This window comes from Streptomyces sp. B21-083, assembly GCF_036898825.1.
Lineage (GTDB): Bacteria > Actinomycetota > Actinomycetes > Streptomycetales > Streptomycetaceae > Streptomyces.
Genome location: NZ_JARUND010000002.1, coordinates 966,569 through 991,601, shown reverse-complemented (window position 1 = coordinate 991,601; position 25,033 = coordinate 966,569). Strand labels below are relative to the sequence as shown.

Below are 25,033 nucleotides of genomic sequence, written 5' to 3'. Positions count from 1 at the left end.
CAGGACCGTGGCATGACCTCTCTCGAACCCGAACTGGCCACCGCCGTCGCCCGGCAGATCGTCGACGTGCACGGCGTCCCGGCCTCCGCGCTGGTGGCCGAGGTACCGCGCCCGCGAGCCGTGATCGTGGCGCTGCACGGCGGCGCCACCACCTCGGCCTACTTCGACCACCCCGGCCATCCAGGGCTCTCCCTCCTGCGCGCCGCCGCCGCGGCCGGTTTCACCGTCGTCGCCCTTGACCGCCCCGGCTACGGCAGTTCGGCCGGGCACGAGGAACACATGCGCACGCCCGAACAGCGCACCGACTTCGCGTACGCGGCCCTGGAGGCGTTGCTGAAGGACCGTGAGCGCGGTGTCGGCGTGTTCCTTTGGGCGCACTCGGCGGGCAGCGAACTCACCGTCCGCATGGCGAGCGACCCACGGGGCGCGGACCTGCTGGGCGTCGAGCTGGCCGGGATGGGCCGGGTGCACCACCCCAGAGCCCTCCGGGCGATGGAGGAGTGGCGCAGTGACCCCACCCGCACCCGCCCCAGCCTCCGGCACGCGCTGTGGTACCCGCAGCAGGCCTACCCGCCCGACGTGCACGGCGGACGCCGGATCGGCGCGTCCTCGCCCGCCTACGAGGGGCACCGGGAGGGCTGGCGGGAGGAACTCGCCCGGCTGGCCGCGCGCGTCGAGGTACCGGTCCACATCACCCTCGCCGAACACGAACAGGTGTGGGCCAACGGGCCGGACGGTCTGGCCGACCTCGCCTCGCTGTTCACCGGCTCGTCCCGCGTGGTGCTCCACGAACAGGCGGGCGCGGGGCACAACACCAGCGTCGGCCGCACCGCCCTCGCCTACCATCTGCACGTCCTCGCCTTCGTCGAGGAGTGCGCGCTGGGCGTGCCCGCGCTGCCCACGGAGCGGGGGCGGCGCAATGGGTGACGCCACCGACATCGCTGTGCTCGTGCTGCGCCTGGTACTGGGCGCGGTCATGATGGCGCACGGCTGGAACCACTGGCGCGGCGGGGCCGGCATCACCGGCACCGCGGGTTGGTTCGCCGGACTCGGACTGAGCCGGCCGCGGCTCCAGGCATGGCTGAGCGTCCTCACCGAGATCGGCGCGGGCGCGCTCCTGGTTCTTGGCCTGCTGACACCGCTGGCCTGCGCGGCCGTGCTGTCGGTGATGCTCGTCGCCGGACTGCTCGCGCACCGTCCGCACGGCTTCTTCGTCTTCAAGGAGGGCTACGAGTACGTCCTCGTCCTGGGCGTGCTGGCCCTGACGCTCGGCGCGTGGGGGCCGGGCAAGTACGCGGTGGACACCGCGGCCGGCATCGAGGTGACCGGATGGGCTGGCGCCGGTGTCGTACTCGGGGTGGGCGCGGCGGCGACCGCCGGACTGCTCGCCCTGTTCTGGCGTCCAGGGAGGACAACATGAGCAGAGAACCCCTGCGGGTGGGCTTCATCGGACTCGGCAGTCAGGGCGCCTCCATGGCGCGCCGCCTGATCGAGGCGGGCCACCCGACGATCCTGTGGGCCCGCAGACCCGCCACCCTCGCCCCGTTCGCGGACAGCGGCGCCGAAACGGCCCGGTCGCCCGCCGATCTGGCCGCTGCGAGCGACCTGGTGTGCCTGTGTGTCGTCGACGACGCCGACGTCGAGCAGGTCGTCACCGGTGCGGACGGGGTCCTCGCCGGGCTGCGCCGGGGCGGGGTGATCGCCGTCCACTCCACGGTGCACCCCGACACCTGCCGCCGTCTGGAGGCGCTGGCCCGCACGCGTGGTGTCTCCCTCGTGGACGCGCCGGTGAGCGGGGGCGGCCGGGCCGCCGAGCAGGGGACCCTGGTCGTCATGGCGGGCGGCGACCCACAGGTCTTCGCCTACTGCCGGCCGGCGTTCGCCACCTTCGGCGACCCTGTTGTCCACCTCGGCCCAATCGGTTCGGGACAGCTCGCCAAGATCCTCAACAATCTGTTGTTCACCGCCCAGTTGGGGCTGGCCGCCGACGCGCTCGGGCTGGGCGCCGACCTGGGTCTCGACCGCGACGCACTGAGTCGGGTCCTGCCACGCGGCAGCGCGGCCAGCTTCGCGCTGGACCGGATCGCCGACGCGGGCGGCACCCTGGACCGTATCGCCGCCCACGCGGGCGGGCTGCTCGCCAAGGACGTCCGGCTGTTCGCCGAGATCGCGGACCGGGCCGGAGTCGGCGGCAAGTCCGAGCTCCGGGAGGCCGCGCTGGCCGCCCTGGCGTTGATGGGACGGTGAGTGAACGGTGATCGAGAATCCTGTCCCACCCCTCGTCCCGCGGCGTCGCTCCTACGTACTGTGGGCGGGTACCTGTCCACCGGCGGAAGAGGCAGGACTTGGTGTCAGGGCGGCCTGAGCAGATCCTGGAAGCGGCTCTGGAGGTTCTCGCTGCCCGGGGCTTCAAGGGGACCTCGATCGACGCGGTGGCCGAGCGGGCGGGCCTGACCCGCCAGGGCGTCCTGCACTACTTCCCCAGCAAGCAGCGGCTGCTGGTGGCGGTGCTCGACTTCCGTGAAGTGCTGCACCGGGAGAACCTGGCGGGCCGACGGGTCGGCGAGGACTGGGGCGGTGACTTCGCCGAGGCCGTTGCCTTCGAACAGAGCCACCCGTCGCTTGCCACCGTGCACAGCGTGGTGCTGGCCGAGGCGGTCACCGGTCAGGAACCGGCCGCCGACTACGTCCGGCAGCGGGCCCGCTCCTTACAGGATCACCTGACCGCGAGCCTCGCCGAACGGTACGGGGAGCGCATGCCCAGCGGGCTGAGCGCGCCGGCCGCGGCGGCTGCCGTCCTGGCGCTGGTCGAGGGCGTCCACCAGCTGTGGCTGGTGGACCCTGAGGCGGACCGCTATCCGCAGATCGTGCGGGACGCGGTGGCGGTCCTGCTCGGCGTCGGGGACGGCGGCAGCGGTGGTGGGGGCGCTCACGTCACCGCGACCGCCCCCACCACCGCTCCCCCCGGGCCGCAGGCCCCGGCCACGAACGTCGGGCCTCAGTCCCCGGCCACGAAGGGGTAGATGCGGGTGAAGTCGGCGCCGGGTGTGTCGGCGCTGAACGCCTCCCACACCGCGTCCGTCACCGCCCCCACGGTCCGGGCGCCGCCCAGTTGCTCCACCTCGTCCAGATAGAGCCGTACGTCCTTGGACATCAGCGTGTTGCTGAACCCGGAGGCGTAGCGCCCGCTCAGCACCTCGTCGGGGAACTTGTCGGCGGTGGCGCCACTGCGTCCGCTGGAGGCGTTCAGCACCTCCACCATCACGGCCGGGTCGAGCCCGGCGGCCCGCCCGAACGCGACGGCCTCGCTGGTCGCCGCGAGCGCGGTCGCGGACAGGAAGTTGTTGGCCAGCTTCAGTGCCTGCGCCTGCCCCGCCCGGTCGCCGACCCTGCGCCGGCGGTCGCTGAGCCCGGCCAGCACCGGCTCCACGTGGGCGCAGTCCTCGTCGGTCCCGGCGTACATGACCATCAGTCTGCGTTCGCGTGCTCCTGCCACCCCGCCGGAGACGGGCGCGTCCACGTACGCCAGGCCCATTGCGGCCAGCTCGCGGGCGGCCGTCACGCCCACCGTCGAGGTGTCCACGACGTGGGTGACCCTCCGGTCTTGGGCGTCCGCGAGATCGCCCACCACCTGTCTGCCGACCGTTCCGTCCGGCAGGCTGAGCACCACGGTCCCGGCCGCCCGTGCCACCTCCGCCGCTCCTGGCGCCCAGCGGGCACCCGGCGGTGTCCGGGCGGGACCGGCGGCGTCGTACGCGACCACCTCGAACCCGGCCCGCGCCAGGTTCGACGCCAGCGCGCCGCCCATGTTGCCCAGACCCACGAACCCGATCACGGGCGGTCGCCCGCTCACGCCTCCTCCCGGCTGCAGAAGATCCCGAGGACCCTGTGGGCCCTGTGGACCCCGAGGAGCCTGTGGACGTTGGAGCAGGCGGAGTTGCCCAGCGGGGAGAGGTGCGGTGTCCGGTGAATCGCCATCGTGTGCGCTCCGGTCATGAGTAGGACGGCCGGGTTGGTTGTGTGTGTGGGGAGTGCCGCTGCGTCGGCCGTTGTCGCGTCGGCGACGATACCGAGCGCTCGGGAACCACATCAACATCTACGACTCGGCACGTTAGGCACTTATGGAAATGCTGTTCTCTGAAATGGAGACGACTGTTATCGTGGCGGTGTCATCCTGAGCGGAGGTTCCCGACCCATGGCGCACTTTCCCAAGCCTGAAGAAGGCAGCTGGACCGAGCACTTCAAGATCGACACAGGGCCCGTCTCGTACGCGGACTCGATTTCGCCGGAGTTCTACGAGCGCGAACGAGACGCCGTCTTCCGCCGGACCTGGCTGAACGTCGGGCGTGTGGAGCAACTGCCACGCAAAGGCAGCTACTTCACGAAGGAACTGGACGCCGCCCGAGCGTCCGTCGTCGTCGTCCGTGGCACGGACGGCGAGGTGCGCGCCTTCCACAACGTGTGCCGGCACCGTGGCAACAAACTCGTGTGGGACGACTACCCCAGCGAGGAGACCAAGGGCAACTGTCGGCAGTTCACCTGCAAGTACCACGCCTGGCGGTACGACCTCGACGGCAAACTCGCCTTCGTCCAGCAGGAGTCGGAGTTCTTCGACATCGACAAGTCGAAGTACGGACTGATGCAGGTGCGGGCGGAGGTGTGGGAGGGGTTCATCTTCGTCAACCTCGACCCGGACAACACCACACCCCTCAAGGACTACCTGGGCAAGTTCGCGCAGGGCATCGAGGGCTACCCGTTCGACAAGCTGACCCAGGTGCACAAGTACCGCGCCGAGATCGGCAGCAACTGGAAGCTGTTCATCGACGCGTTCGCCGAGTTCTACCACGCGCCGATCCTGCACGGTGGCCAGTACGAGGCCGGCGAGGCAGCCAAGATCAAGAAGTACGGCTACGAGGCGCTGTCGTACGACATCGACGGCCCGCACAGCATGGTCTCCTCCTGGGGCGGCATCGCGCCCCCCAAGGAGAAGGCGATGGTCAAGCCGATCGAACGGGTGCTGCGCAGCGGTCTCTTCGGACCCTGGGACGCCCCGGACATCGGTATGACGACCGAACAGCTCCCGTCGGCCATCAACCCGACCCGCAGCGACGTCTGGGGCATGGACACCTTCGTGTTCTTCCCCAACTTCATGCTGCTGGTCTGGCGGCCCAACTGGGTGCTCACGTACCACTACTGGCCGACCTCGTACAACACCCACATCTTCGAGGGAACCTGCTACTTCGTTCCGCCGGAGAACGGCTTCCAGCGACTGCAGCAGGAACTCGCCGCGGTGACGTTCAAGGAGTACGGCCTGCAGGACGGCAACACCCTGGAGGCGACGCAGACGATGCTGGAGCGGCGCACCGTGGACGAGTTCCCGCTCTGCGACCAGGAGATCCTGCTGCGCCATCTGCACAGTTCCACGCAGAACTTCGTGCGTGAGTACGAGCAGAAGAACTCCAAGACGCCCGCCGGCTGAGGCGTCCTTCCCGCAAAGACGCCCACCGAACAGACACGGAGACCTTGACATGGGCAACGTCTTTCCCGCCGGGTTCGAAGCACTGGAACCGTTCGCCGACTGGGCGGTCCAGGGCGAGAAGGCCCGCTACGCCAAGCGCGTCAGCAGCACGATGGAAGAACTGCAGGCCTTCTACGACGTGGCGTACCCGCTGTTGCAGAAGAACACCGAGTACATGGAGAAGCTCAGCCTCGAAGGGATCGGCGAGGAGGACAAGCGCCTGCTGTGGGCGTTCTGCGCGCTGGTGACCGTCGCCTTCCCCGTGGAGGCATGGGGCCAGCCGCGGGTTCCGGACAGCGGTCCCTCCAGTATCGACGCCATCATCGAACCCGCCGTGTGATGGCCGCACGGGACAAGGCGGCACAGACGCCCGTACTTCTGCGGGCGGCGCGGCTGCTGGACATCGACAAGGGCGAGATCGTCGAGCCGGGTGAGGTACTGGTGGTGGGCGAGCGCATCGCCGAGATCCAGCCGGCCCGGCTGCCCGAGGGCACGGTCGTGCGCGATCTCGGGGACGTCACCCTGCTGCCGGGCCTGATGGACATGGAGGTCAACCTCTTCCTCGGCGGCCCCGACCACCGCAGCCCGCTGATCCCCGTCCAGGAGGACCCGGCCGTGAGGACCCTGCGCGCGGCCGCCAACGCCCGCCGCACACTGCGGCGGGGCTTCACCACGGTGCGCAACCTCGGTCTGTTCGTGCAGACCGGGGGAGTGCTGCTGGACGTCGCACTGAAGAAGGCGATCGACCTGGGCTGGGTCGAGGGCCCGCGGGTGGTGCCCGCCGGGCACGCGATCGCCCCGACGGGCGGGCACCTGGACCCCACCATGTTCCAGGCGTTCGCACCCGGCGTACTGCCCCTCACGGTGGCGGAGGGCATCGCCGACGGGGTGGCGGAGGTGCGCAAGGCGGTCCGCCACCAGATCAAGTACGGGGCGCGGGTCATCAAGGTGTGCGCGTCCAACGGGGTCATGTCGCACACCGGACCCGCCGGTGCACAGCAGTACTCCGACGAGGAACTGCGCGCCGCCGTCGACGAGGCGCATCGCGCGGGCCTGAAGGTCGCCGCGCACTGTATGGGCGACTCGACGATCCGGGCCGCCGTCGAGGCCGGCATCGACTGCATCGAACACGGTTTCCTGGCGAGCGACGCCACGCTGGACCTGATGGTCGAACACGGCACCTTCCTGGTGGCCACCACCTCGCTCACCGAGGGCATGAACACCTCGCACGCGGACCCGGTGCTCCAGGCCAAGGCCGCGGACGTCTTCCCGCGCGCCCGCGAGTCCACCGCCCGGGCGATCCGGCGAGGGGTCAAGGTCGTCCTCGGCACCGACGCCCCCGCCATCCCGCACGGCAGAGGCGTCATGGAACTCCTCGCCCTCGCCGACCGGGGCATGCGCCCGGCCGACGCTCTGCGGGCCGCGACCACCGTCGCCGCCGACCTGATCGACGCCGACGACCGGGGCCGGATCGCCCCCGGACTGCTCGCCGACGTCATCGCCGTGCCGGGCGACCCGCTCACCGACCTGTCCGTCACCGGGCAGGTGTGCTTCGTGATGAAGGGCGGTCAGGTGTACCGCGACGACACACAGGAGTCCTGACCGAACGACACGGACCCCGTCACCACCCGGCCGGCGCCGCGCGGACACCATTGAGGGGACCGCGCGGCGCCGGTGCGGCCCTGTTCACCCACAGGGAGAAGCGTGTTGTACGACTACATCATTGCGGGGGCCGGATCGGCGGGCTGTGTGCTGGCCGAACGGCTCTCACGCGAACCGGGGAACCGTGTGCTGCTCGTCGAGGCGGGCGGCGCTGACCGGCACCCCTATCTGCGGATCCCGAAGGGCGTGGGCAAGCTCTTCGGCGACCCCACGTTCTCCTGGCACTACCGCACGCGCCCGGTACGGGAGGGCGGCAACCCCGAGGTCTGGGTGCGCGGCAAGGTGCTCGGCGGATCCAGTTCCGTCAACGGCATGGTCTACAACCGGGGTTCGCGCGCCGACTGGGACGAACTGGAAGGCCTCGGCAACCCCGGCTGGGGCTGGGACTCCGTCCTGCCCGCCTTCCGGGCCATCGAGAACAACGCCCTCGGCCCCTCGCTCACCCGCGGCGCGGCCGGCCCGCTGCGCGTCTCCACGGTGCGTGACCCCGACCCGCTGTGTGACGAACTCATCGCCACGGGGCGGGCGTTCGGCCTGCGCGATATACCGGACGTCAACGAGGAGGACGGTGAGCGCATCGGTTACACGATGGCCACCATCGCCGCCGGGCAGCGCTTCAGCGCCGCCCGCGCCTTCCTGCGTCCCGCCCGCTCCCGCCCCAACCTGACCGTCGCCCGGGAGACCACCGTCACCCGGGTGCTGTTCGACGGGGACAAGGCCGTCGGCGTCCGGGTGCGCAAGACCGGTGGGCAGGAGGAGGACGTCCGCGCCCGGCGTGAGGTGATCCTGAGTCTCGGCAGTCTGGCCACGCCCCGGCTGCTGCAGCTGTCCGGCATCGGACCGGCCGAGGTGCTGCGGTCGGCCGGAGTGGACGTCCGTCTGGACCGTCCTACCGTCGGCGCCCGGCTGCGCGAACACCGCTGTCTGGCGCTGCGCTTTCGCCTCAACGCCCAGCTGGGCGTGAACCGGTTCCTGGCGACCCCGGCCGCCCAGGCCCGTACGGGCGCCGCCTATCTGCTCACCCGGCGGGGACCGCTGGCCCGCCCCGCCTACGACGTGATGGCCTTCCTCAAGTCGCGCCCGGAGCGCGAACGGCCCGACACCGAAGTGCTGCTGGCCCCCTGGTCCCTCGCCGCGCTGCAGCCGGGCAAACCGGCGTCGGTGGAGCGGGAGCCGGGTATCTCGGCCTGTGCGATGGCGCTGCGTCCCACCTCCGAGGGGGCGCTGGCCATCACCTCGGCCGACCCCGACGCCGGACTCGACATCGACCCCGGCTACTTCTCCTCGGAGCACGATCGGCAGGTCACGGCGGACCTCTTCGGCCGGCTGCGGGACTTCTTCGCCGTCGACCCGATCGCCTCCCGCATCCGCCACGAGACGTTTCCCGGTCCTGACGTGAGCTCCGACTCGCAGGACGACATCGTCCGTTCGGCGCTCGACGGCGGTTACTGCGGCTTCCACGCCATCGGCACCTGCGCGATGGGCTCAGGTGCGGACGACGTGACGGACACGCAGCTGCGGGTGCGAGGCGTGGACAACCTGCGGGTGGTCGACGCGTCCGTCCTGCCGGTGATGGTGTCCGGGAACCTCAACGGGCCGGTGATGGCGATGGCGTGGCGTGCCGCGGAGTTCATCCGCGACGAGGCGTGAGCAGTCCGTTCGGGCACCAGGCGCGCAGGAACTCCGCCATCGCCTCGAGTTGCCGCAGTCCCTGAGCGGCGGAGTCCTCGTGGATCCGCATGTCGACCGCGACCCCGGAGTGCGCCGCCCGGGTCGCGAACGACAGGGTGTCGTCCAGGAGCACCTCCGTTCCGGCCGCGTGCAGTTGCAGCGGCGGCAGACCGTGCAGATTGCCGTGCAGGGGACTGAGCAGGGGATGGTCGCGCGGCGTGGTCCCGGCGTAGGTCGCCGCGCGGATCGGCAGGACCTCGGCGTCCACGATGCGGTCGGCGGCGGCGTTGAGCAGCAGGCTGGGCGCGTCCAGCGTGAAGTCCAGCACGGGGGAGGAGAGCGTCGCACAGGTGGGCAACGGCGCGCCCGCGTCGCGCAGTCGAAGCAGCAGGCTCGCGGCGAGGGCCCCGCCGAGCCGCTTGCCGGCGACGGCTGCCGGCCCGCCCGCACGGCAGTGCTCCCAGGCAGCCAGCACGTCGTCCAGGGCCTCGGGGAAGCGGGGCCGGTAACGGGCGCAGACGACGGCGTATCCGGTCAGGCGGGCCAGTTCCCGTGCGGTTGGCAGGGCGTCCTGCGGGGTGCCCGCCAGCCGTGGGTCACCGTGCAGATACAGCACCGTCTGCGCGGCACTCGCGCCCTCGGGGCGCACCTCGGGACCGAACGGCCCTTCTTCCACGCGTACTTCATTTACCACGGGACATCACCCTCTCCGCCGCTTCCCAGTGTTCCCTGGCCACCCACAGCCGGGCGAAGGCGGCTGCCGCCTCGCGCGCCGGACGGGTCCGGGTGGTGAGGTTCTTGATCTCGCGGGCCTGGGCGGTGGCGAGGGCCCGGGCCGTCTCCCGCCAGGCGTCGCCGAATTCCGCTCGGGGCAGGACCACGTCGATCAGTCCGAGGCGCTCCGCCTCGGCTGCCTCCAGCACGCTTCCGGTGCCGGCCAGCAACAGGGCCCGTCCCGGTCCCACCAGGCGCGCCAGCCGTTCGGCGCCGCCCCAGGCGGGCACGATGGCCAGCTTCGTCTGGTTGAAGCCGATGCGGATGTCGTCGGCGGCGATCCGGATGTCGGCCGCCACGGCCATCTCCGCGCCGCCGCCCAGCGCGTGCCCGTTGAGCGCGGCCACCACCGGACCGGGGAAGGCGGCGATCCGGTCGCACAGGGTCCGCATCCGCAGCGCCATCCCGGAGGCCTCGGCCTCGGTGCGCAGCCGCGCCAGTTCCTTGAGGTCTCCGCCGGAGACGAACGCCTTCTCGTCCGCCCCGGTCACCGCCAGCGCGCTCGCGCCCTCGGCCGCGTCCAGGGCCTTCTCCAGCTCGCCCATGGTGCCGAGGTCGATGGCGTTGCGGGCGTGCGGGCGATCGATGGTGACGACGGCCAGGCCGTCCTCCAGCTCCAGCTCAACCATGCGCGGCCTTCCGGTTGTTGGGCGAGTACGGAGGTGTCTGTCGGTGTCAGTCCTCGTACACGACGGTCACGTCGGGGGTCGTCGGCTCGGCCTGGCAGGTGAGCACGTAGCCCTCGGCGACCTCGTCGGCGTCCAGGGCGTTGTTCACGCGCATCTTCGCCTCGCCGGACGTCAGCAGGGCCATACAGGTCGCGCAGTCCCCGGACTCGCAGGAGAACGGCGGTGTGAAGCCGGCCCGGCGGGCGCTCTGCAGCAGGGTCTCGCCGACCCGCTGCGGGACGCTGCGGCGCTGCCCGCGCAGGTCCACGGTCACGGTCGCGGCGACGGGTTCGGCGAGGGGGTCGGGCAGCCCAGCGGGTGCCGCGACGGTGGACGCGGGCACGAAACGCTCGACGAAGATGCGCTCAGGGGCCACCCGGTGAGCGGTCAGGGTGCTCTCCACCAGGGCCATGAACCGCTCCGGCCCGCAGACGTAGAAGTCCGCCGGGCCGCCCTGTTCCTCGGCTCCGTCGGCGAGGGCCCGTATCTCCTCGGCGCCGACCAGTCCGTCCCGGTCGTCGAGGTGCGAGCGGACGTCGAGGCGGTCGGGATAGCGCACGGCGAGCGCGTCCAGCGCCCGCGCGAAGATGGCCGATCCGGCGGTCTGATGAGCCGTCAGGAGTCTCACCCTGCGCCGCGTCGTCGCCAGCGCGGTCTTGACCAGGGAGAACACGGGCGTGATGCCGCTTCCGCCCGCGTAGGCGACCAGCGGCCGGTCGGCGGCGTCCTCGCGCAGGCAGAACGAGCCGCTGGGGAGGGTGGCCTGCAGCGTGTCGCCCGGTTTCAGCTGCTCGTGCATCCAGCCGGACACCAGCCCGCCGGGCACTCGCTTGACCGTGACGCACACCTCGCCGTCGGTGTCGGGCGAGGACGACATCGAGTAGCTGCGCAGGGTCCCGCACACCTTGAACGTCAAGAACTGCCCGGCCAGGTAGGGGAAGCGCGCGTCGAGAGCGAACGTACGGACGTCCGGTGTCTCGTCGACGACCCGTGTGATCCGCATCGGATGGAAGCCGTGGTCCCGTGCCATGTATGGAAGTTACCTTCTCACTATGGGAGAGTGCAATTCTCATACCGAGGGAGGAGCTCCTGTCATGACGACGATTCCCCCCGGAGCCCTGCGGCCAATCCCGTCCGGACTTGCCGCGCGCTACGAATCCGAGGGCTGGTGGACCAGTGAGACCCTGGGCGACCTGCTCGCTGACGGGCTGGCCAAGGCCGGGGACGTGCGGTTTCGGGTGCACTCCGAGGTGCGGCCCTGGTCGGGGACGTTCGCCGACGTGGAGCGAACGGCACGGCGGCTGGCCGCGGGTCTGCGCGCACGCGGCGTCGGCCCCGGCGACGTGGTGGTCATGCAACTGCCCAACTGGATGGAGGCGGCGGCCGTGTTCTGGGCCTCGGCCCTCCTCGGCGCCGTCGTCGTTCCGGTGGTCCACTTCTACGGGCCCAAGGAGGTCCGCTACATCGTCGAGGCGACCCGCCCGAAGGCGTTCTTCGGCGCCGAGCGCTTCGGCCGGACGGAGTTCCGCCCGGAGCTGTGCGCGGACGTCCCGGTCGTCGGTGCCGTGGGCCGGGACTTCGAGGAACTCCTCGCCGACGAGCCGATGACCGGCGTCGTGCCGGTGGACGCGGACGCCCCGGCGCTGATCGCGTTCACCTCCGGCACCACCCGTGACCCCAAGGGCGTCATCCACAGCCACCGCACCCTGGGCTTCGAGACCCGTCAGCTCGCCGCGAGCTATCCCCCCGACCGGGGGCGGCAGTTGACGGTCGCGCCGGTCGGCCACTTCATCGGCATGGTCAACGCGTTCCTCATCCCCGTCCTGGACGGCTCCCCGGTCAACCTCGGGGACACCTGGGACCCGGCCCTGGCGCTCGCGCTCATGCGGTCCGAGGGTCTGACCGTCGGCGGCGGAGCGACGTACTACATGACCAGCCTGCTCGACCATCCCGACTGCACCCCGGAGCACATCGCGCGACTGAAGTACGCGGGGCTGGGCGGCGCGGCCATCGCCTCGGCCGTGACGAGGCGCCTGGAGTCCCTCGGCATCACCGTCTTCCGCGCCTACGGCTCCACCGAGCACCCTTCGGTGACCTGCACTCCGTACGACGGTCCGGCCGCCAAGCGCCTCCACTGCGACGGGCTCCCGCTGCCCGGCGCGGAGGTACGGCTCGCCGAGGACGGGGAGATCCTCACCCGCGGCCCCGACCTCTGCCTGGGCTACACCGACCCCGAGCTGACCGCCGCCGCCTTCGACGCCGACGGCTGGTACCGCACCGGCGACATCGGTGTGCTGGACGCCGACGGCTGGCTGACCATCACCGACCGCAAGGCCGACATCATCATCCGTGGCGGGGAGAACATCAGCGCCGCGGAGGTGGAGGAAGCACTGCTCGGGCTGGACGGCGTGGCGGAGGCGGCCGTGGTGGCCGTGCCCGACCCGCGGCTGGGGGAGCGGACGGCGGCCGTGCTGCGCATGCTGCCCGGCCGGCCCGCTCCGGGCCTCGCCGAGGTGCTCCCGCACTTCGAACGATCGGGTCTTGCCCGCCAGAAATGGCCCGAGGAGGTGCACGAGGTCGACGACTTCCCGCGGACGCCGAGCGGCAAGGTCAAGAAGTTCGTCCTCCGCAGGAACATTGCCACCCCCCTAGAGCGAGAATATGATTCTCGAAATCAGTGAAGGAGGATCTCGTGCCCTCTCGTGACCTCGCGTATCCGCTGTTCGACGCGGACAACCACCTCTACGAGACCCAGGAGGCGCTGACCAAGTACCTCCCGAAGGAGTACGCAGGTGCCATCGAGTACGTGAACGTCCGCGGTCGCACCAAGATCGCGATCCGCGGACAGATCAGCGAGTACATCCCCAACCCGACCTTCGACGTGGTGGCCAGGCCCGGCGCCATGGAGGAGTACTTCAAGATCGGCAACCCCACCGGCAAGACCCGGCGGGAGATCTTCGGCGAGCCGATGCGCGCGGTTCCCGCCTTCCGCGAACCGGGCCCGCGCCTGGAGCTGATGGACGACCTCGGTATCAAGCGCAGCCTGATGTTCCCTACCCTCGCCAGCCTCATCGAGGAGCGGATGAAGGACGACCCGGAGCTGATCCACGCGGTCATCCACGCCCTCAACCAGTGGCTGCACGAGAACTGGGGCTTCGCCTACAAGGACCGCATCTACACGGTCCCGGTCATCACCCTCCCGATCGTCGACAAGGCGATCGAGGAGCTGAACTGGGTGGTGGAGCGAGGAGCGCGGGCCGTTCTCGTCCGCCCCGCGCCCGTACCCGGTTTCGGCGGCACCCGGTCCTTCGCGCTGCCGGAGTTCGACCCGTTCTGGAAGCGCGTCGTGGAGACCGGTGTGCTGGTCGCCTTCCACTCCTCCGACAGCGGCTACGCCAACTACGCCAACGACTGGGAGGGCAACAGGCGCGAGTTCCTGCCCTTCAAGCCCAACGCGTTCCGGCAGGTCAACGAGTGGCGGCCGATTGAGGACGCGGTGACCTCGCTCATCTGCCACGGCGCGCTCTCCCGCTTCCCCGAGCTGAAGGTCGCCGTCATCGAGAACGGCGCCTCCTGGGTGGAGCCGATGCTGAGCCGGCTCGCCGACGTCCACAAGAAGATGCCGCACGAGTTCCAGGAGGACCCGGTACAGGTCTTCAGGCGGCACATCCACATCAGCCCGTTCTGGGAAGAGGACATGGCGCGGCTCGGCGACCTCATCGGCATCGAACGCGTCCTGTTCGGCTCCGACTACCCGCACCCCGAGGGCCTCGCCGACCCCGTCACCTACGTCGACCACCTCGCCAAGCTCAGCGAGGAGGACAAGGCCAAGGTCATGGGCGGCAACCTGGCCCGGCTGATCGACGCATGACCGGCGCCCGGAGCATCCCCGAGCTGGTGCTCGGCGCGGCCGACCGGTTCGGCGGCGCCGAGGCGGTGGTGGACGGCGAACTGCGCCTGACCTTCACCGACCTGGCCGACCGGGTCCGGCGCACCGCCGGGGCGTTCGCCTCGGCGGGCGTCGGCCCGGGCGACCGGGTGGCGCTGTGGGCGCCCAACTCCGCCGACTGGATCGTCGCCGCGTTCGGCCTGCTCGCGGCGGGCGGGGTGCTCGTGCCGGTGAACACCCGCTTCCTCGACGAGGAGGCCCACGACATCGTCGTACGCAGCGGCGCCAAGGCACTGCTCGTGCAGAACGGTTTCCTGGGCCGGGAGTTCACCGGCCCGCCCGGCGTTCCCGCAATCGACCTCAAGACCTCCGGCTTCCTCGCCTCTGGGGATCCGCTGGAACGCCACGTGGGCGCGGACGACCTCGCGGACGTCGTCTACACCTCCGGCACGACCGGCCGCCCCAAGGGGGTGATGACCACCCACGGCCAGACCCTGCGCCTGTACACCGAGTGGTGCGACCTCGCCCAGCTGCGGCAGGGCGACCGGTATCTGATCGTCAACCCGTTCTTCCACATCTTCGGCTACAAGGCGGGCCTGGTGGCGTCCATGATCCGGGGCGCGACCGTTCTCCCGGTCGACGTCTTCGACGTGGACCGGGTGCTGGACCTGGTGGAGAAGGAACGGGTGACCGTGCTGCCGGGGCCGCCGACGCTGTACCACTCCCTGCTGGAGGCGGGCACCGGCCGCGACCTGTCCTCGCTGCGGGTCGCGGTGACCGGCTCCGCCGACATCCCGGTCGAACTGGTCCGCCGTATCACCACCGAACTCCCGTTCACGCACCTGATGACCGGCTACGGGCTCACCGAGGCGGGCACCGTCACCGCATCCCGGCCGGGCGACCCGTACGAGGCCGTGGCGACGACCGTGGGCCGGCCCTGCGAGGGCTTCGAACTGCGCGTCGCCGACGACCTGGAGGTGCTCGTGCGCGGTTACTCCGTCATGCGCGGCTACCTCGACGATCCGGTGGCCACCGCCGAGGCGATCGACGCCGACGGATGGCTGCACACCGGCGACCTCGGAGAACTGGACGCCGAGGGCCGGCTGAGGATCGTCGGCCGCAAGAAGGACATGTTCGTGGTCGGCGGTTTCAACGCCTACCCCGCCGAGATCGAGGGCTTCCTGCTGAAGCATCCGGCGGTCGCCCAGGTCGCCGTCATCGGCGTACCGGACGAGCGGCTGGGGCAGGTCGGCAAGGCCTTCGTCGTCCCGCGCGCAGGCCCCGGCCAAGTCGGCGAGGCCGAGCTGATCGCCTGGGCCAAGGAGCGGATGGCCGGGTTCAAAGCGCCCCGCCACATCGAGTTCCGCACCGAACTCCCCCTGAACGCCACCGGAAAGGTGATGAAGGACCAACTGTCATGACCAAGGACTTCCGCACCGCCTCCGGCATTCCCCTGCAGCCGGTGTACGGCCCCGCAGACCGACCGACGCACCCTCCCGACCCCGGCACGTTCCCCTTCACCCGCGGCAACTTCCCCACCGGCTACCGGGGCCGCACCTGGACCCTGCGCCAGTACTCCGGCTTCGGCACCGCCGAGGAGTCCAACCGCCGCTACCGCTACCTCCTCGACCAGGGCGGCACCGGGCTTTCGGTCGCCCTCGACCTGCCCACCCAGTGCGGCTACGACTCCGACGACCCGGAGTACACCGACGAGGTCGGCCGGGTCGGCGTCGCAATTGACACCCTCGCCGACGCCGAGATCCTCTTCGACACCATCCCGCTGGACCGGATCAGCACCAGCTTCACCATCAACGGCACCGCGGCCATCCTGCTCGCCTTCTACGTGGCCGCCGCCGAGAAGCGCGGCATCCCCCGCGCGAAGCTCACCGGCACCATCCAGAACGACATCCTCAAGGAATACGCCTCACGCGGCACCTGGATCTGGCCTCCGGAGCCCTCGCTCAGACTCATCGCGGACACGATCGAGTTCTGCGCCGAACAGGTGCCCCGCTTCAACGCGATCTCCGTCGCGGGGGCGCACTTCCGCGACGCGGGAGCCAACGCCGTACAGGAGATGGCCTTCACCCTCGCCGACGGCGTCACGTACTGCGAGACGGTCCTCGAACGCGGCCGGATGACCATCGACCAGTTCGCCCCGCAGATCTCCTTCTTCTTCTACACACACGGCGACTTCTTCGAGGAGATCGCCAAGTACCGTGCCGGACGCAGGCGCTGGGCGACCCTCGTGCGCGAGCGGTTCGGTGCGAAAACCGACAAGGCGGCCATGTTCCGCTTCGGCTGCGTCGCCGGCGGAGCCTCGCTGCACGCCCCGCAGGCCCGCAACAACACCGTGCGCGTCGCCTACGAGGCACTCGCCTCCGTACTCGGCGGGGTGCAGTCGATGTTCACCGCCGCCTGGGACGAGCCGTTCGCCCTGCCGAGCGAGGAGTCGACGACGCTGGCCCTGCGCACCCAGCAGATTCTCGCGCACGAGACGGGCGTGGCCGCCGTCGCCGACCCGCTGGGGGGCTCGTACTTCGTCGAGGCCCTCACCGACGCGACCGAGGAGCGGATCGTCGAGATCATGGCCGACCTGGAGGCGCACGGCGGCATGGTCCGCTGCATCGAGGACGGCTACCTGCAAGGGCTCATCGCCGACGAGTCGTGGCAACTGCACCGGAAGACCACCTCCGGCGAGCGACCGGTCGTCGGCGTCAACCGGTTCACGGTCGACGAGCCGCCACCGGACCTCGCCACCTACGAACTCGACGCCGAGGGCCGCGAACGCCAGCTCAAGCGGCTCGCGCGGGTCAAGTCCGAGCGCAGCGCCGCCGAGGTGCGCGCCAGCCTCGACGCCCTGCGTCGCGCCGCCGAGGGCGACGACAACCTCATGAACCCGCTCATCGACTGCGCGGGCGCGTACTGCACGGTCGGCGAGATGGCCGACGTGCTGCGCGCGGTGTGGGGCGAGTTCCGGCAGCCGGTGGTGTTCTGATGACCGCACCGGTACGCGTACTCGTCGCCAAGCCCGGCCTCGACGGGCACGACCGCGGCGCGAAACTGGTCGCCCGCGGACTGCGGGACGCCGGATTCGAGGTGGTGTTCACCGGCATCAGGCACCGCGTGGACGACATCGCCGTCACCGCGGTGCAGGAGGACGTCGCCCTCGTCGGCCTGTCCATCCTCTCCGGCGCCCACCTCACCCTCACCCGCCGCACGGTCGAGGCGCTGCGCGCCGCGGGCGGCGACGACATCCCCGTCGTGGTCGGCGGGACCATCCCGGCCGGCGACATCGCGCGGCTGCGGGAGGCCGGGGCTGCCGGCGTGTACCCCACGGGCACCCCGATCGACGAGATCGTCGCGGACATCCGCGCCCTGACAGCCCCGGAGGACTGAGATGCGAGTCGGAGTGATGAGTGGCCCCGAACGGGGTGACGCGACGCACAAGGCGGCCCGTATGGTCGACGACGCCCGGTGGGCCGAAGAGGCCGGGTTCGACACCGTGTGGGTGCCGCAGGTGCCGACGGACTTCGACGCCCTGACCGCCATCGCCGTCATGGGCCAGGCCACGGAACGCATCGAACTGGGCACGGCCGTCGTTCCCGTCCACGCCCAGCACCCGATCGCGCTGGCCCGCCAGGCCATGTCCGCGCAGGCGGTGGCGGGCGGGCGGCTCGCGCTGGGCGTCGGCGCCTCCCACCACTGGATCGTCCGGGACATGCTGGGCCTGCCGTACGAGAAGCCCGCGTCGTACACCCGCGCCTACCTGGAGGTCCTCAACGCCGCGCGGTCCGGGGGTGGTTCGGCGGACGTGGACAACGACGTCTTCAGCGTCCACAACCCGCTCACCATCGCCCCCATCGCCCCCCTCCCGGTCCTGCTGGCCGCGCTGGGGCCGGTGATGCTGCGCATCGCCGGGGAGCACACGGACGGCACGGTGCTGTGGATGGCCGACGAACGGGCGGTCGGCGAGCACATCGCCCCGACGATCACCAAGGCGGCGGAGGCGGCGGGCCGCCCGGCTCCCCGTATCGTCGCGGGCATCCCGGTGTGCCTGTGCGCACCGCACGAGGTCGACGCGGCGCGCGAGCGCGCCAACCGCATCCTCGGCGAGGCCGAGATCTCCCCGAACTACCAGCGTCTCCTCGAACACGGCACCGCCCGCGATGTCGGCGACCTGTGCGCGGCCGGCGACGAGGCGGCCATCGCGGCCCGCTTCCGGCAGTTCGCCGATGCCGGGGTGACCGACCTGTCCGTGCGGCTGCTGCCCATCGGCACCGGACGGGAGGAGCTCATCGCCTCCAAGCTGCGCACCCGGGACGCCGTCGCGGCGATCGCCGCGGAGCTGCGGTGACCGGCGCTGGGCCCCTCGCGGGGCTGCGGGTGCTTGAGGTCGGCCACATCCTGGCCGGCCCCTACGCCACCATGCTGCTCGCCGACCTCGGCGCGCAGGTCACGAAGGTCGAGCCGCCCGGCGGCGACCTCTCCCGGCAGGTCTCCGACGCGTACTTCGCCAGCCTCAACCGGGGCAAGCGCTCGATCTGTGTGGACCTGGCCGCCCCGGCGGGCCAGGACCGGCTGCACGAGCTGGTACGGGACGCCGACGCCCTGCTGGTCAATCTCAAACCGTCGGCCGTCGAGCGCTTCGGCCTCACCTACGAGGCACTGAAGCCGTTCAACGAGCGACTGGTGTGCGTCGCCCTCACCGGCTGGGGCATGGAGGCCGGCGACACCCCCGCCTTCGACTACGTCGTCCAGGCCGCCACTGGCGTCGCCGCCCTCACGGGTGAGCCGGACGGGCCGCCCATGCTGCCGGGCTACTCCTCGGCCGACAACTCGGCCGGACTGGCCGCCGCACTGGGCCTGTTGGCCCAGGTCGTCTCCGGACGCGGCGGCCAGGTCGAGGTCTCGCTGCGCGACGTGATGCTCTCCCAGCTTAACTACCACGCCGCCGCCTGGCTCAACGACGGCGCCGCGCCGCGCCGCCTCGGGGGAGCGCACGCCTACTACGTTCCCGCGCAGCTCTTCCCCACCGCCGAGGGCCACCTGGCCCTGTTCATCACCCACGACGGGTTCTGGCGCGCCTTCGCCGCCGAGGCCGGCATCGAGGGCTACGCGACGATGGCCGAGCGCGCGGCCCGCCGCGACGAGGTGATCGCGGCGGTGACGAAGGCCCTCGCCGGGGATTCGGCGGCGGCCTGGGAGGCCAGGCTGAGCCCGCTCGGAGTACCGGCGGGCGCGGTACGCACCCTGCCCGAGGCGCTCGCCGAAGCACCTGACGCGGTGATCGAGGCGGGCGGCCACCGACTGGTCGGCAGCCCCTTCCGGATCGCCGGCCAGGTGCCGTCGTACGGTCCGCCGCCGCGCCTGGGGGAACACGGCGACCTGCTCTGACACCGTTCGGCCCCCCCGGGACGACAGTCCCGGGGGGCCTGGCCCGCGCGTGAAGCGGACCAGGCCCTCAGGTGTGTCAGGTCCCGTTCGCGGGCTGGTAGTACGCTTTTTTGCCCACGTTCGTGATGAGTGTGCCGGTCGCCTGGAACTGCGTCTTCCGGAGGTCGATGGTGACGTGGAAGCCGTAGGCGCTGGTCTTCTTGGTGGACAGCACCTTGCCGTGACGGCCTGTCTTCACCAGGTCCGAGGACCAGTCGAGGGTGGTCAGGGTCGGGCTGGTGCTGGTGCGGGTCACGCTCTCGGAGCCGTTGATGACGCCCTTGCCGTCGTCCGAGAAGTTCGTGTACTTCACGGACACCGTCTGCACGCCGGTCTTGGCGGCGTCCCACGTGATGTTGACCTTGGCGCTGCCGGACTTCTTGCCCACCAGGGTGTAGTCGCCCTGCGTCGGGTACGGCCGCTGCGGAATCACGCTGCCGGGGACGTACGGCGTGCCCCACGGCACGGTGTCGGAGATCGGCTTCACCGGCGGCATGTGCAACGGCTTGCGGTCCACGAGGCGGGCGATCATCAGCCGGACGCGACGGCCGCCGGGCTCGGTGGACGCCGGGCACGGCAGCGGGTTGGCGCCGCCGCGCGACGGGAAGGACACCAGGCGCTCGTAGTAGGCGACCGAGGTGCCGTCGGGCGACCAGCGCGGGTCGGCGCCGGCGTTCCAGTTGGTGGAGGTGTTGGAGTAGTTGAGCTGCTGGCCCTGGTAGGAGCCCCGGTCGCCGTTGCGGTCGATCAGGTACGGCTGGAAGAAGCGCCGCTGGCCGTTGTTGCGGACCGAGGAGACCACGGAGGTGGTCAGCAGGTCGGTGATCGCCGGGATGCCGGTCATCCCGGAGGTGAACATCATGCGGTCGTAGCCGCGGGTGTCCAGCGCCACGATCCACCGGTCGTCGGGGGAGGCGTCCACGGGGTCCGCGTACCCGGGGTTCGCCGTGATCCGGCGGACCTTCCCGTCTGCAGGTTGACGGCCACCAGGTCGAGGTTGGACGATTCGACCGGATAGCCGACGTAGAAGGCCTCCGTGCCGTCCTTCGAGAAGCCGCGGAACTCACCGACGCCGGGCAGCGAGGTGTTGTCCACCAGCTTCGAGGGGTCGTTGGGGTCGACGTGCACCGGCTGCGCGGCGGGGGAGGCGTCGAAGAGACGCGTGGCCTTGTCGAGGTCGTAGCGGGGTACGAGGGGTGCTCCCGACGTCGGCGCCGGATTGAAGCGCAGACGGCCCAGGTAGCCGAACTGGTCGAGGCGCGAGCCGCTGACGGCGATGGAGTTGAAGCCGAGGTGCACCTGGTCCGGGTGCAGGCGCAGCTCCCGGATGGAGCCGCCCGGCCCTGATCCGTCGGCGGTGCTGTTCCAGCGGATCGGGTAGATGTGGAGGCGGGCCGGGGTGCAGCCCGGCGAGTCGAGGGCGTACTCGCCGCAGTCGACGATGTTCGACCCGAGCAGCACCCTTGCCGTCGGAGAACGGCTGGGGGTAGCTCAGGTCTGGGTTGATGCCCTGCCTATTGACGGGCGGGGTGCCACAGGTGACGCACTTCCACGCGTCACCGTTCGGGAACTTCGTGCCGTCGGTCCGTACCAGGATCAGCTGCTCGCTGGTGTAGACGCCGGCCGGGTCGGGCGCGGCCGGGGCACCGGCGAACTCCACGACCGCGGTGACCGTACGTCCGCCCGGCAGGAAGCCACCGTTACGGATGTCGGAGTCCCAGGCGCCCGACATACAGCCCGTGCCCCGCGGGTTGACGGCCGCGGTACACGATCCCACCGTGTTCGAGGGGGGCGGTCGGCGGCAGGGGCAGCCGCTCCGCTCGGGAGCGGGGGGCCGCGGGACCCGGGAAGCCGAGGCGACCGACGAGGCCGAGGAGGCGGCGGACGCGGAGGCCGGGGCCGCCTCCGCGGGTGACAGGAAGGCGGTGACGCCCACCAGGGCCACAAGGGCCGTGAGGCCCTTGGTTCTCATACGCATGGCACTCCTTTGATCGGTGTGATCGAGGACGTGCTATTTCGGTGGGAACCTCAACGCGCCGTCCAGGCGGACGACTTCACCGTTGAGGTAGTCGTTTTCGCACAGGTGTTGCACCAGTGCGGCGTATTCGTCGGGCCGTCCCATGCGCCGTGGATGCGGTACCTGGGGGCCCCAGTACGCCTCTAGACGGTCCGCGGCCTTGCCGTAGGCGGGTGTGAGGACGGTGCCGGGGGCGACGGAGACCACGCGGATGCCCAGGGGGGACAGGTCCCGGGCGGCGACCAGCGTCATCGCGCTCACCCCGCCCTTGGCGGCGGCGTACGGCAGCTGGCCGATCTGCCCCTCGAAGGCGGCGATGGACGAGGTCGTGACGATCACGCCTCGTCCGCCGTCCTCGTCCTGGGGTGCGGTGCGCGCGAGTGCGGAGGCAGCCATGCGCATGACATTAAAGACGCCGGTCAGATAGATGTCCACTGTGCTGCGGAAGTCGGCGAGGTCCAGTGGCGAGCCGTCCTTGCCGACGAGCCGCCCGCCGCTCGCCGGGCCGCCGTGGCAGTCGACGGCGACGCGGAACTCGCCCGCGCGCTCGGCCACTTCCACCGCGGCCGCCACCGAGTCCTCGTCGGTGGCGTCGGTGCGGACGTACCGCACGCCCAGCTCCGCCTCCAGGGTTTTGCCCTTGTCGTCGGCGAGATCGGCGACCACCACTGTGGCGCCTGCCGCGTGCAGTCGCCGTACCGTGGCCTCGCCGAGGCCACCCGCGCCGCCGACCACCAGGGCCGTCGATCCATCAATGCGCACGTGATACCCCTCTCTTGCGAGCGTGCCTCTGAGTGTATGAGAATGGCGTTCTCATGAACATAGTCGTGATCCTGGAAATGGCCGCCTCCGCGGGAGAGCGCCCAATCGTCACGGAGGGCGGCCGGTCGCTGTCCGCGGCCGGGCTCCAGCGCCTCGCACGCCACGCGGCCGACCGCTTCCGTGACCGCACCGCGGTCCTGTACCTGGGCCCGAACCATCTCGCCTACCCCGTCGCCCTGTTCGGCGCCGCCCTGGCCGGAGTCCCGTTCGTCCCCCTCAACTACCGACTCGGCGAAGACCAGCTGGACGCCCTGATCCTCCGGCACCCGGGGGCCGAGGTACTGCGTCCGGCCGACCTCGACGCACTTCTTGCCCCGCCCCCGGGCGAGGCGGAGTGGAAGCCCGCCCCGGAGGACCGCGACGCCACCGCCGTCGTCCTCTACACCAGCGGCACCACCGCCGCCCCCAAGGCGGCCCTGCTGCGCCACCGCCATCTGCTCGCCTACGTCTTCAACACCCAGGACTTCGGCTCGGCGAACGCCACCGACGCGACCCTGGTGGCGCTGCCGCCGTACCACGTGGCCGGCGTGATGAACCTGCTGACGAACCTGTACGCCGGCCGCCGCGTCGTCTATCAGTCCGCCTTCGACCCGGCCGACTGGCTGACCACGGTCCGCCGCGAAGGCGTGACCCACGCCATGGTGGTCCCGACCATGCTCGCCCGCATCACCCGGGAACTGGGCGAAGCGGAAGCCGGCGTGCCGACCCTGCGCAGCCTCGCCTACGGCGGCGCGCGCTGCCCCCTGCCGGTGGTGGAGCGGGCACTGCGGCAGTTCCCGGGCACCGGCTTCGTCAACGCCTACGGTCTGACCGAGACCGCCTCGTCGGTCTGTGTGCTGGGCCCCGAGGACCACTGGCAGGCGATCGCCTCCGACGATCCGGCCGTACGGGCGCGCCTCGGTTCGGTGGGGCGCCCGCTGCCCGGCGTGGAGTTCGAGATCCGCGACGAGGACGGAGGGACGCTCGGTCCTGACACCACAGGGCTCGTCTTCGTCCGCGGGGACCAGATCTCCGGCGAGTACGCGGAGTCGGACAAAGCGCCCGGGGACGGCTGGTTCGCCACCCGTGACCGGGGCCGGCTGGACACGGACGGCTACCTCTACCTGGAGGGCCGCGCCGACGACACCATCATCCGGGCCGGTGAGAACATCGCCCCCGCCGAGATCGAGGACGTACTGCTGCAGCATCCGGGGGTGCACGAGGCCGCCGTACTCGGGCTTGCCGACCCGGAGTGGGGCCAGCGCCTGGTCGCGGTGCTGGTCGGATCGGGCGACCCGGAGGAGATCCGGTCCTTCGCCCGACAGCGGCTGCGCTCCTCCAAGACGCCGGACACCGTCGTCTTCCGCTCCGAACTGCCCCGCACATCCACCGGAAAACTCTTGCGCCGCACCTTGGTCGCCGAACTGGAGGAGGCCGCCGATGCCTGAAGCTGTGCTCGTCTCAGCCCTGCGTACCCCGATCGCCACCGCCTTCAAGGGGAGTCTGCGCGAAACGACCGTATACGATCTGGCCGACCGTGTCGTCGCGGCGGCGGCCGAGGGACTCGACCCGGACCTCCTTGACGACGTGATCCTCGCCGAGTCGCACTACGGCGGCGGCGTCGTCGCCCGGCACGCGGCGGTGACGGCCGGCCTCGGGCAGGTGCCGGGGCTCGCGCTGAACCGGCACTGCGCTGCGGGGCTCGCCGCCGTCCAGACGGCGGCGGCCTCGATCCGGGCCGACATGGACCGGCTGGTGCTCGCGGGCGGCGTCAACTCCGCGTCCACCGCGCCCAAACTGTCCTGGCTGGACCGCGAGCGCTGGGTGCCGCCCTCGCACCCTGACCGCCCGGACGCCCCCAACCTCGACATGTCGATCACGGTCGGCTGGAACACCGCGGTACGGGCGGGTCTCACCCGCGAGGAGATGGACGCCTGGGCGCTGCGCTCGCACCGCAACGCCGTACGTGCCCTCGACGAGGGCCGCTTCAAGCAGGAGACGTTGCCCGTCGACACCCCCTTCGGCCCCTTCGAGGCCGACGAGCATCCACGCCGCGACACCAGCGCGCAGAAACTGGCCGCGCTCAAACCGCTCCACCCGGAGATCGAGGGCTTCTCGATCACGGCGGGCAACGCCTGCGGAGCCAACGACGCGGCGGCGGTCGTGGCGGTCGCGGAGGAACGGCTCGCCAGGGAGGTGCTGGGGCTGCCCGTGCTGGCCACCGTGCGGTCGTGGGCCTCGGTCGCGCTCGACCCTGCGGAGACCGGCCTCACCCCCATCCACGCCATCCCCAAGGCGCTGCGCCGGGCCGGCCTGACCATGTCCGACGTCGACCTCTTCGAGATCAACGAGGCCTTCGCTTCGGTGCCGCTCGCCGCGATCCGCAATCTCGGCCTGGACCCGGGCCTTGTCAACGTCAACGGCAGCGGCTGTTCCCTCGGCCACCCGGTCGCCGCCACCGGCACCAGGATGGCCGTCACCCTCGTCCACGAACTGCGCCGCCGGGGCGGCGGCGTGGGCGTGGCAGCGATGTGCGCGGGCGGCGGCATGGGCTCGGCGCTGGTACTCGAGGTACCGGCGCCCTGACCGAAGCGCCCGGC

General features: G+C 71.1%; 24 protein-coding genes. 17 read left to right on the top strand and 7 right to left on the bottom strand.

Going from position 1 to position 25,033, the window contains the following annotated elements; all coding sequences use genetic code 11:
• Positions 1-12: 12 nt before the first annotated feature.
• From QA861_RS28540 to QA861_RS28525, 4 genes are all read left to right on the top strand, one after another.
• Complete coding sequence (locus QA861_RS28540; RefSeq protein WP_334591490.1) at positions 13-927, top strand: alpha/beta hydrolase; 915 nt, start codon at positions 13-15, stop codon at positions 925-927.
• Entirely contained in the window at positions 920-1,420 is a 501-nt protein-coding gene (locus QA861_RS28535; protein ID WP_334591489.1) for a DoxX family protein, read from the top strand. Before QA861_RS28540 ends, QA861_RS28535 begins: the two co-directional genes overlap by 8 nt.
• Positions 1,417-2,247, top strand: coding sequence for an NAD(P)-dependent oxidoreductase (locus QA861_RS28530; RefSeq protein WP_334591488.1), 831 nt, complete (start codon positions 1,417-1,419; stop codon positions 2,245-2,247). The genes QA861_RS28535 and QA861_RS28530 overlap by 4 nt, the downstream gene beginning before the upstream one ends.
• A 101-nt stretch (positions 2,248-2,348) precedes the next feature.
• Positions 2,349-3,023 carry a TetR/AcrR family transcriptional regulator gene (locus QA861_RS28525; protein ID WP_334591487.1) on the top strand — a complete coding sequence of 225 codons (675 nt, stop codon included), beginning with the start codon at positions 2,349-2,351 and terminating at the stop codon, positions 3,021-3,023.
• Here the strand turns inward: QA861_RS28525 and QA861_RS28520 are convergent.
• Positions 2,999-3,853 (bottom strand): NAD(P)-dependent oxidoreductase, encoded by an 855-nt coding sequence (locus QA861_RS28520; protein ID WP_334591485.1) that lies wholly within the window; start codon positions 3,851-3,853, stop codon positions 2,999-3,001. The genes QA861_RS28525 and QA861_RS28520 overlap by 25 nt on opposite strands.
• A 342-nt stretch (positions 3,854-4,195) precedes the next feature.
• Here QA861_RS28520 and QA861_RS28515 point away from each other — a divergent pair, with 342 nt between their 5' ends.
• The 4 genes from QA861_RS28515 (at position 4,196) to QA861_RS28500 (ending at position 8,830) form a co-directional block, all read left to right on the top strand.
• Positions 4,196-5,479, top strand: a complete 1,284-nt coding sequence (locus QA861_RS28515; RefSeq protein WP_334591484.1) for an aromatic ring-hydroxylating oxygenase subunit alpha — start codon at positions 4,196-4,198, stop codon at positions 5,477-5,479.
• A gap of 49 nt (positions 5,480-5,528) precedes the next feature.
• Positions 5,529-5,858, top strand: coding sequence for a hypothetical protein (locus QA861_RS28510; RefSeq protein WP_334591483.1), 330 nt, complete (start codon positions 5,529-5,531; stop codon positions 5,856-5,858).
• Complete coding sequence (locus QA861_RS28505; RefSeq protein WP_334591482.1) at positions 5,858-7,120, top strand: metal-dependent hydrolase family protein; 1,263 nt, start codon at positions 5,858-5,860, stop codon at positions 7,118-7,120. The genes QA861_RS28510 and QA861_RS28505 overlap by 1 nt, the downstream gene beginning before the upstream one ends.
• Before the next feature lie 102 nt (positions 7,121-7,222).
• Complete coding sequence (locus QA861_RS28500; protein WP_334591480.1) at positions 7,223-8,830, top strand: GMC family oxidoreductase; 1,608 nt, start codon at positions 7,223-7,225, stop codon at positions 8,828-8,830.
• On the opposite strand, the gene QA861_RS28495 is transcribed toward QA861_RS28500, so the two are convergent.
• The 3 genes from QA861_RS28495 to QA861_RS28485 are packed head-to-tail and all read right to left on the bottom strand — an operon-like array spanning position 8,811 to position 11,323.
• Positions 8,811-9,527: an alpha/beta hydrolase fold domain-containing protein gene (locus QA861_RS28495; RefSeq protein ID WP_334591478.1), complete on the bottom strand. Its 717-nt coding sequence runs from the start codon at positions 9,525-9,527 to the stop codon at positions 8,811-8,813. The genes QA861_RS28500 and QA861_RS28495 overlap by 20 nt on opposite strands.
• Positions 9,528-9,534: 7 nt before the next feature.
• Positions 9,535-10,254 carry an enoyl-CoA hydratase/isomerase family protein gene (locus tag QA861_RS28490; RefSeq protein WP_334591476.1) on the bottom strand — a complete coding sequence of 240 codons (720 nt, stop codon included), beginning with the start codon at positions 10,252-10,254 and terminating at the stop codon, positions 9,535-9,537.
• Between the two features lie 46 nt (positions 10,255-10,300).
• Positions 10,301-11,323, bottom strand: coding sequence for a 2Fe-2S iron-sulfur cluster-binding protein (locus QA861_RS28485; RefSeq protein ID WP_334591475.1), 1,023 nt, complete (start codon positions 11,321-11,323; stop codon positions 10,301-10,303).
• A 64-nt stretch (positions 11,324-11,387) separates the two neighbouring features.
• On the opposite strand from QA861_RS28485, the gene QA861_RS28480 reads away from it, so the two are divergent.
• Genes QA861_RS28480 through QA861_RS28450 form a run of 7 tightly spaced genes read left to right on the top strand, consistent with a single transcriptional unit; the run spans position 11,388 to position 19,576 of the window.
• The gene (locus QA861_RS28480; RefSeq protein WP_334591473.1) at positions 11,388-12,974 is read left to right on the top strand and encodes an AMP-binding protein; all 1,587 of its coding nucleotides are present in this window, start codon (positions 11,388-11,390) and stop codon (positions 12,972-12,974) included.
• Between the two features lie 11 nt (positions 12,975-12,985).
• Positions 12,986-14,164: an amidohydrolase family protein gene (locus QA861_RS28475; RefSeq protein ID WP_334591471.1), complete on the top strand. Its 1,179-nt coding sequence runs from the start codon at positions 12,986-12,988 to the stop codon at positions 14,162-14,164.
• A complete protein-coding gene (locus tag QA861_RS28470; protein WP_334591468.1) occupies positions 14,161-15,603 on the top strand; it encodes a FadD3 family acyl-CoA ligase in 1,443 nt (480 codons plus the stop codon). Before QA861_RS28475 ends, QA861_RS28470 begins: the two co-directional genes overlap by 4 nt.
• Positions 15,600-17,177, top strand: coding sequence for a methylmalonyl-CoA mutase family protein (locus QA861_RS28465; protein ID WP_334591467.1), 1,578 nt, complete (start codon positions 15,600-15,602; stop codon positions 17,175-17,177). The genes QA861_RS28470 and QA861_RS28465 overlap by 4 nt, the downstream gene beginning before the upstream one ends.
• Entirely contained in the window at positions 17,177-17,578 is a 402-nt protein-coding gene (locus QA861_RS28460) for a cobalamin B12-binding domain-containing protein (RefSeq protein ID WP_334591466.1), read from the top strand. Before QA861_RS28465 ends, QA861_RS28460 begins: the two co-directional genes overlap by 1 nt.
• 1 nt (position 17,579) lies before the next feature.
• Complete coding sequence (locus QA861_RS28455) at positions 17,580-18,536, top strand: TIGR03564 family F420-dependent LLM class oxidoreductase (protein WP_334591463.1); 957 nt, start codon at positions 17,580-17,582, stop codon at positions 18,534-18,536.
• Positions 18,533-19,576, top strand: a complete 1,044-nt coding sequence (locus QA861_RS28450) for a CaiB/BaiF CoA transferase family protein (protein ID WP_334591462.1) — start codon at positions 18,533-18,535, stop codon at positions 19,574-19,576. The genes QA861_RS28455 and QA861_RS28450 overlap by 4 nt, the downstream gene beginning before the upstream one ends.
• 76 nt (positions 19,577-19,652) lie before the next feature.
• On the opposite strand, the gene QA861_RS28445 is transcribed toward QA861_RS28450, so the two are convergent.
• The 3 genes from QA861_RS28445 to QA861_RS28435 form a co-directional block, all read right to left on the bottom strand.
• Positions 19,653-20,537: a hypothetical protein gene (locus tag QA861_RS28445; protein ID WP_334591461.1), complete on the bottom strand. Its 885-nt coding sequence runs from the start codon at positions 20,535-20,537 to the stop codon at positions 19,653-19,655.
• Positions 20,474-21,076: a hypothetical protein gene (locus QA861_RS28440; protein WP_334591460.1), complete on the bottom strand. Its 603-nt coding sequence runs from the start codon at positions 21,074-21,076 to the stop codon at positions 20,474-20,476. The genes QA861_RS28445 and QA861_RS28440 overlap by 64 nt, the downstream gene beginning before the upstream one ends.
• A 550-nt stretch (positions 21,077-21,626) precedes the next feature.
• Positions 21,627-22,394 carry an SDR family oxidoreductase gene (locus QA861_RS28435; protein ID WP_334591459.1) on the bottom strand — a complete coding sequence of 256 codons (768 nt, stop codon included), beginning with the start codon at positions 22,392-22,394 and terminating at the stop codon, positions 21,627-21,629.
• Between the two features lie 53 nt (positions 22,395-22,447).
• Between QA861_RS28435 and QA861_RS28430 the strand changes: the two genes are divergently transcribed.
• Together QA861_RS28430 and QA861_RS28425 are read left to right on the top strand one after the other, a co-directional pair.
• Positions 22,448-23,881: a class I adenylate-forming enzyme family protein gene (locus QA861_RS28430; protein WP_334591458.1), complete on the top strand. Its 1,434-nt coding sequence runs from the start codon at positions 22,448-22,450 to the stop codon at positions 23,879-23,881.
• On the top strand, positions 23,874-25,019 hold the full coding sequence (locus QA861_RS28425) for a thiolase family protein (protein WP_334591457.1): 1,146 nt from the start codon (positions 23,874-23,876) through the stop codon (positions 25,017-25,019). The genes QA861_RS28430 and QA861_RS28425 overlap by 8 nt, the downstream gene beginning before the upstream one ends.
• The last annotated feature ends 14 nt before the right edge of the window (positions 25,020-25,033 follow it).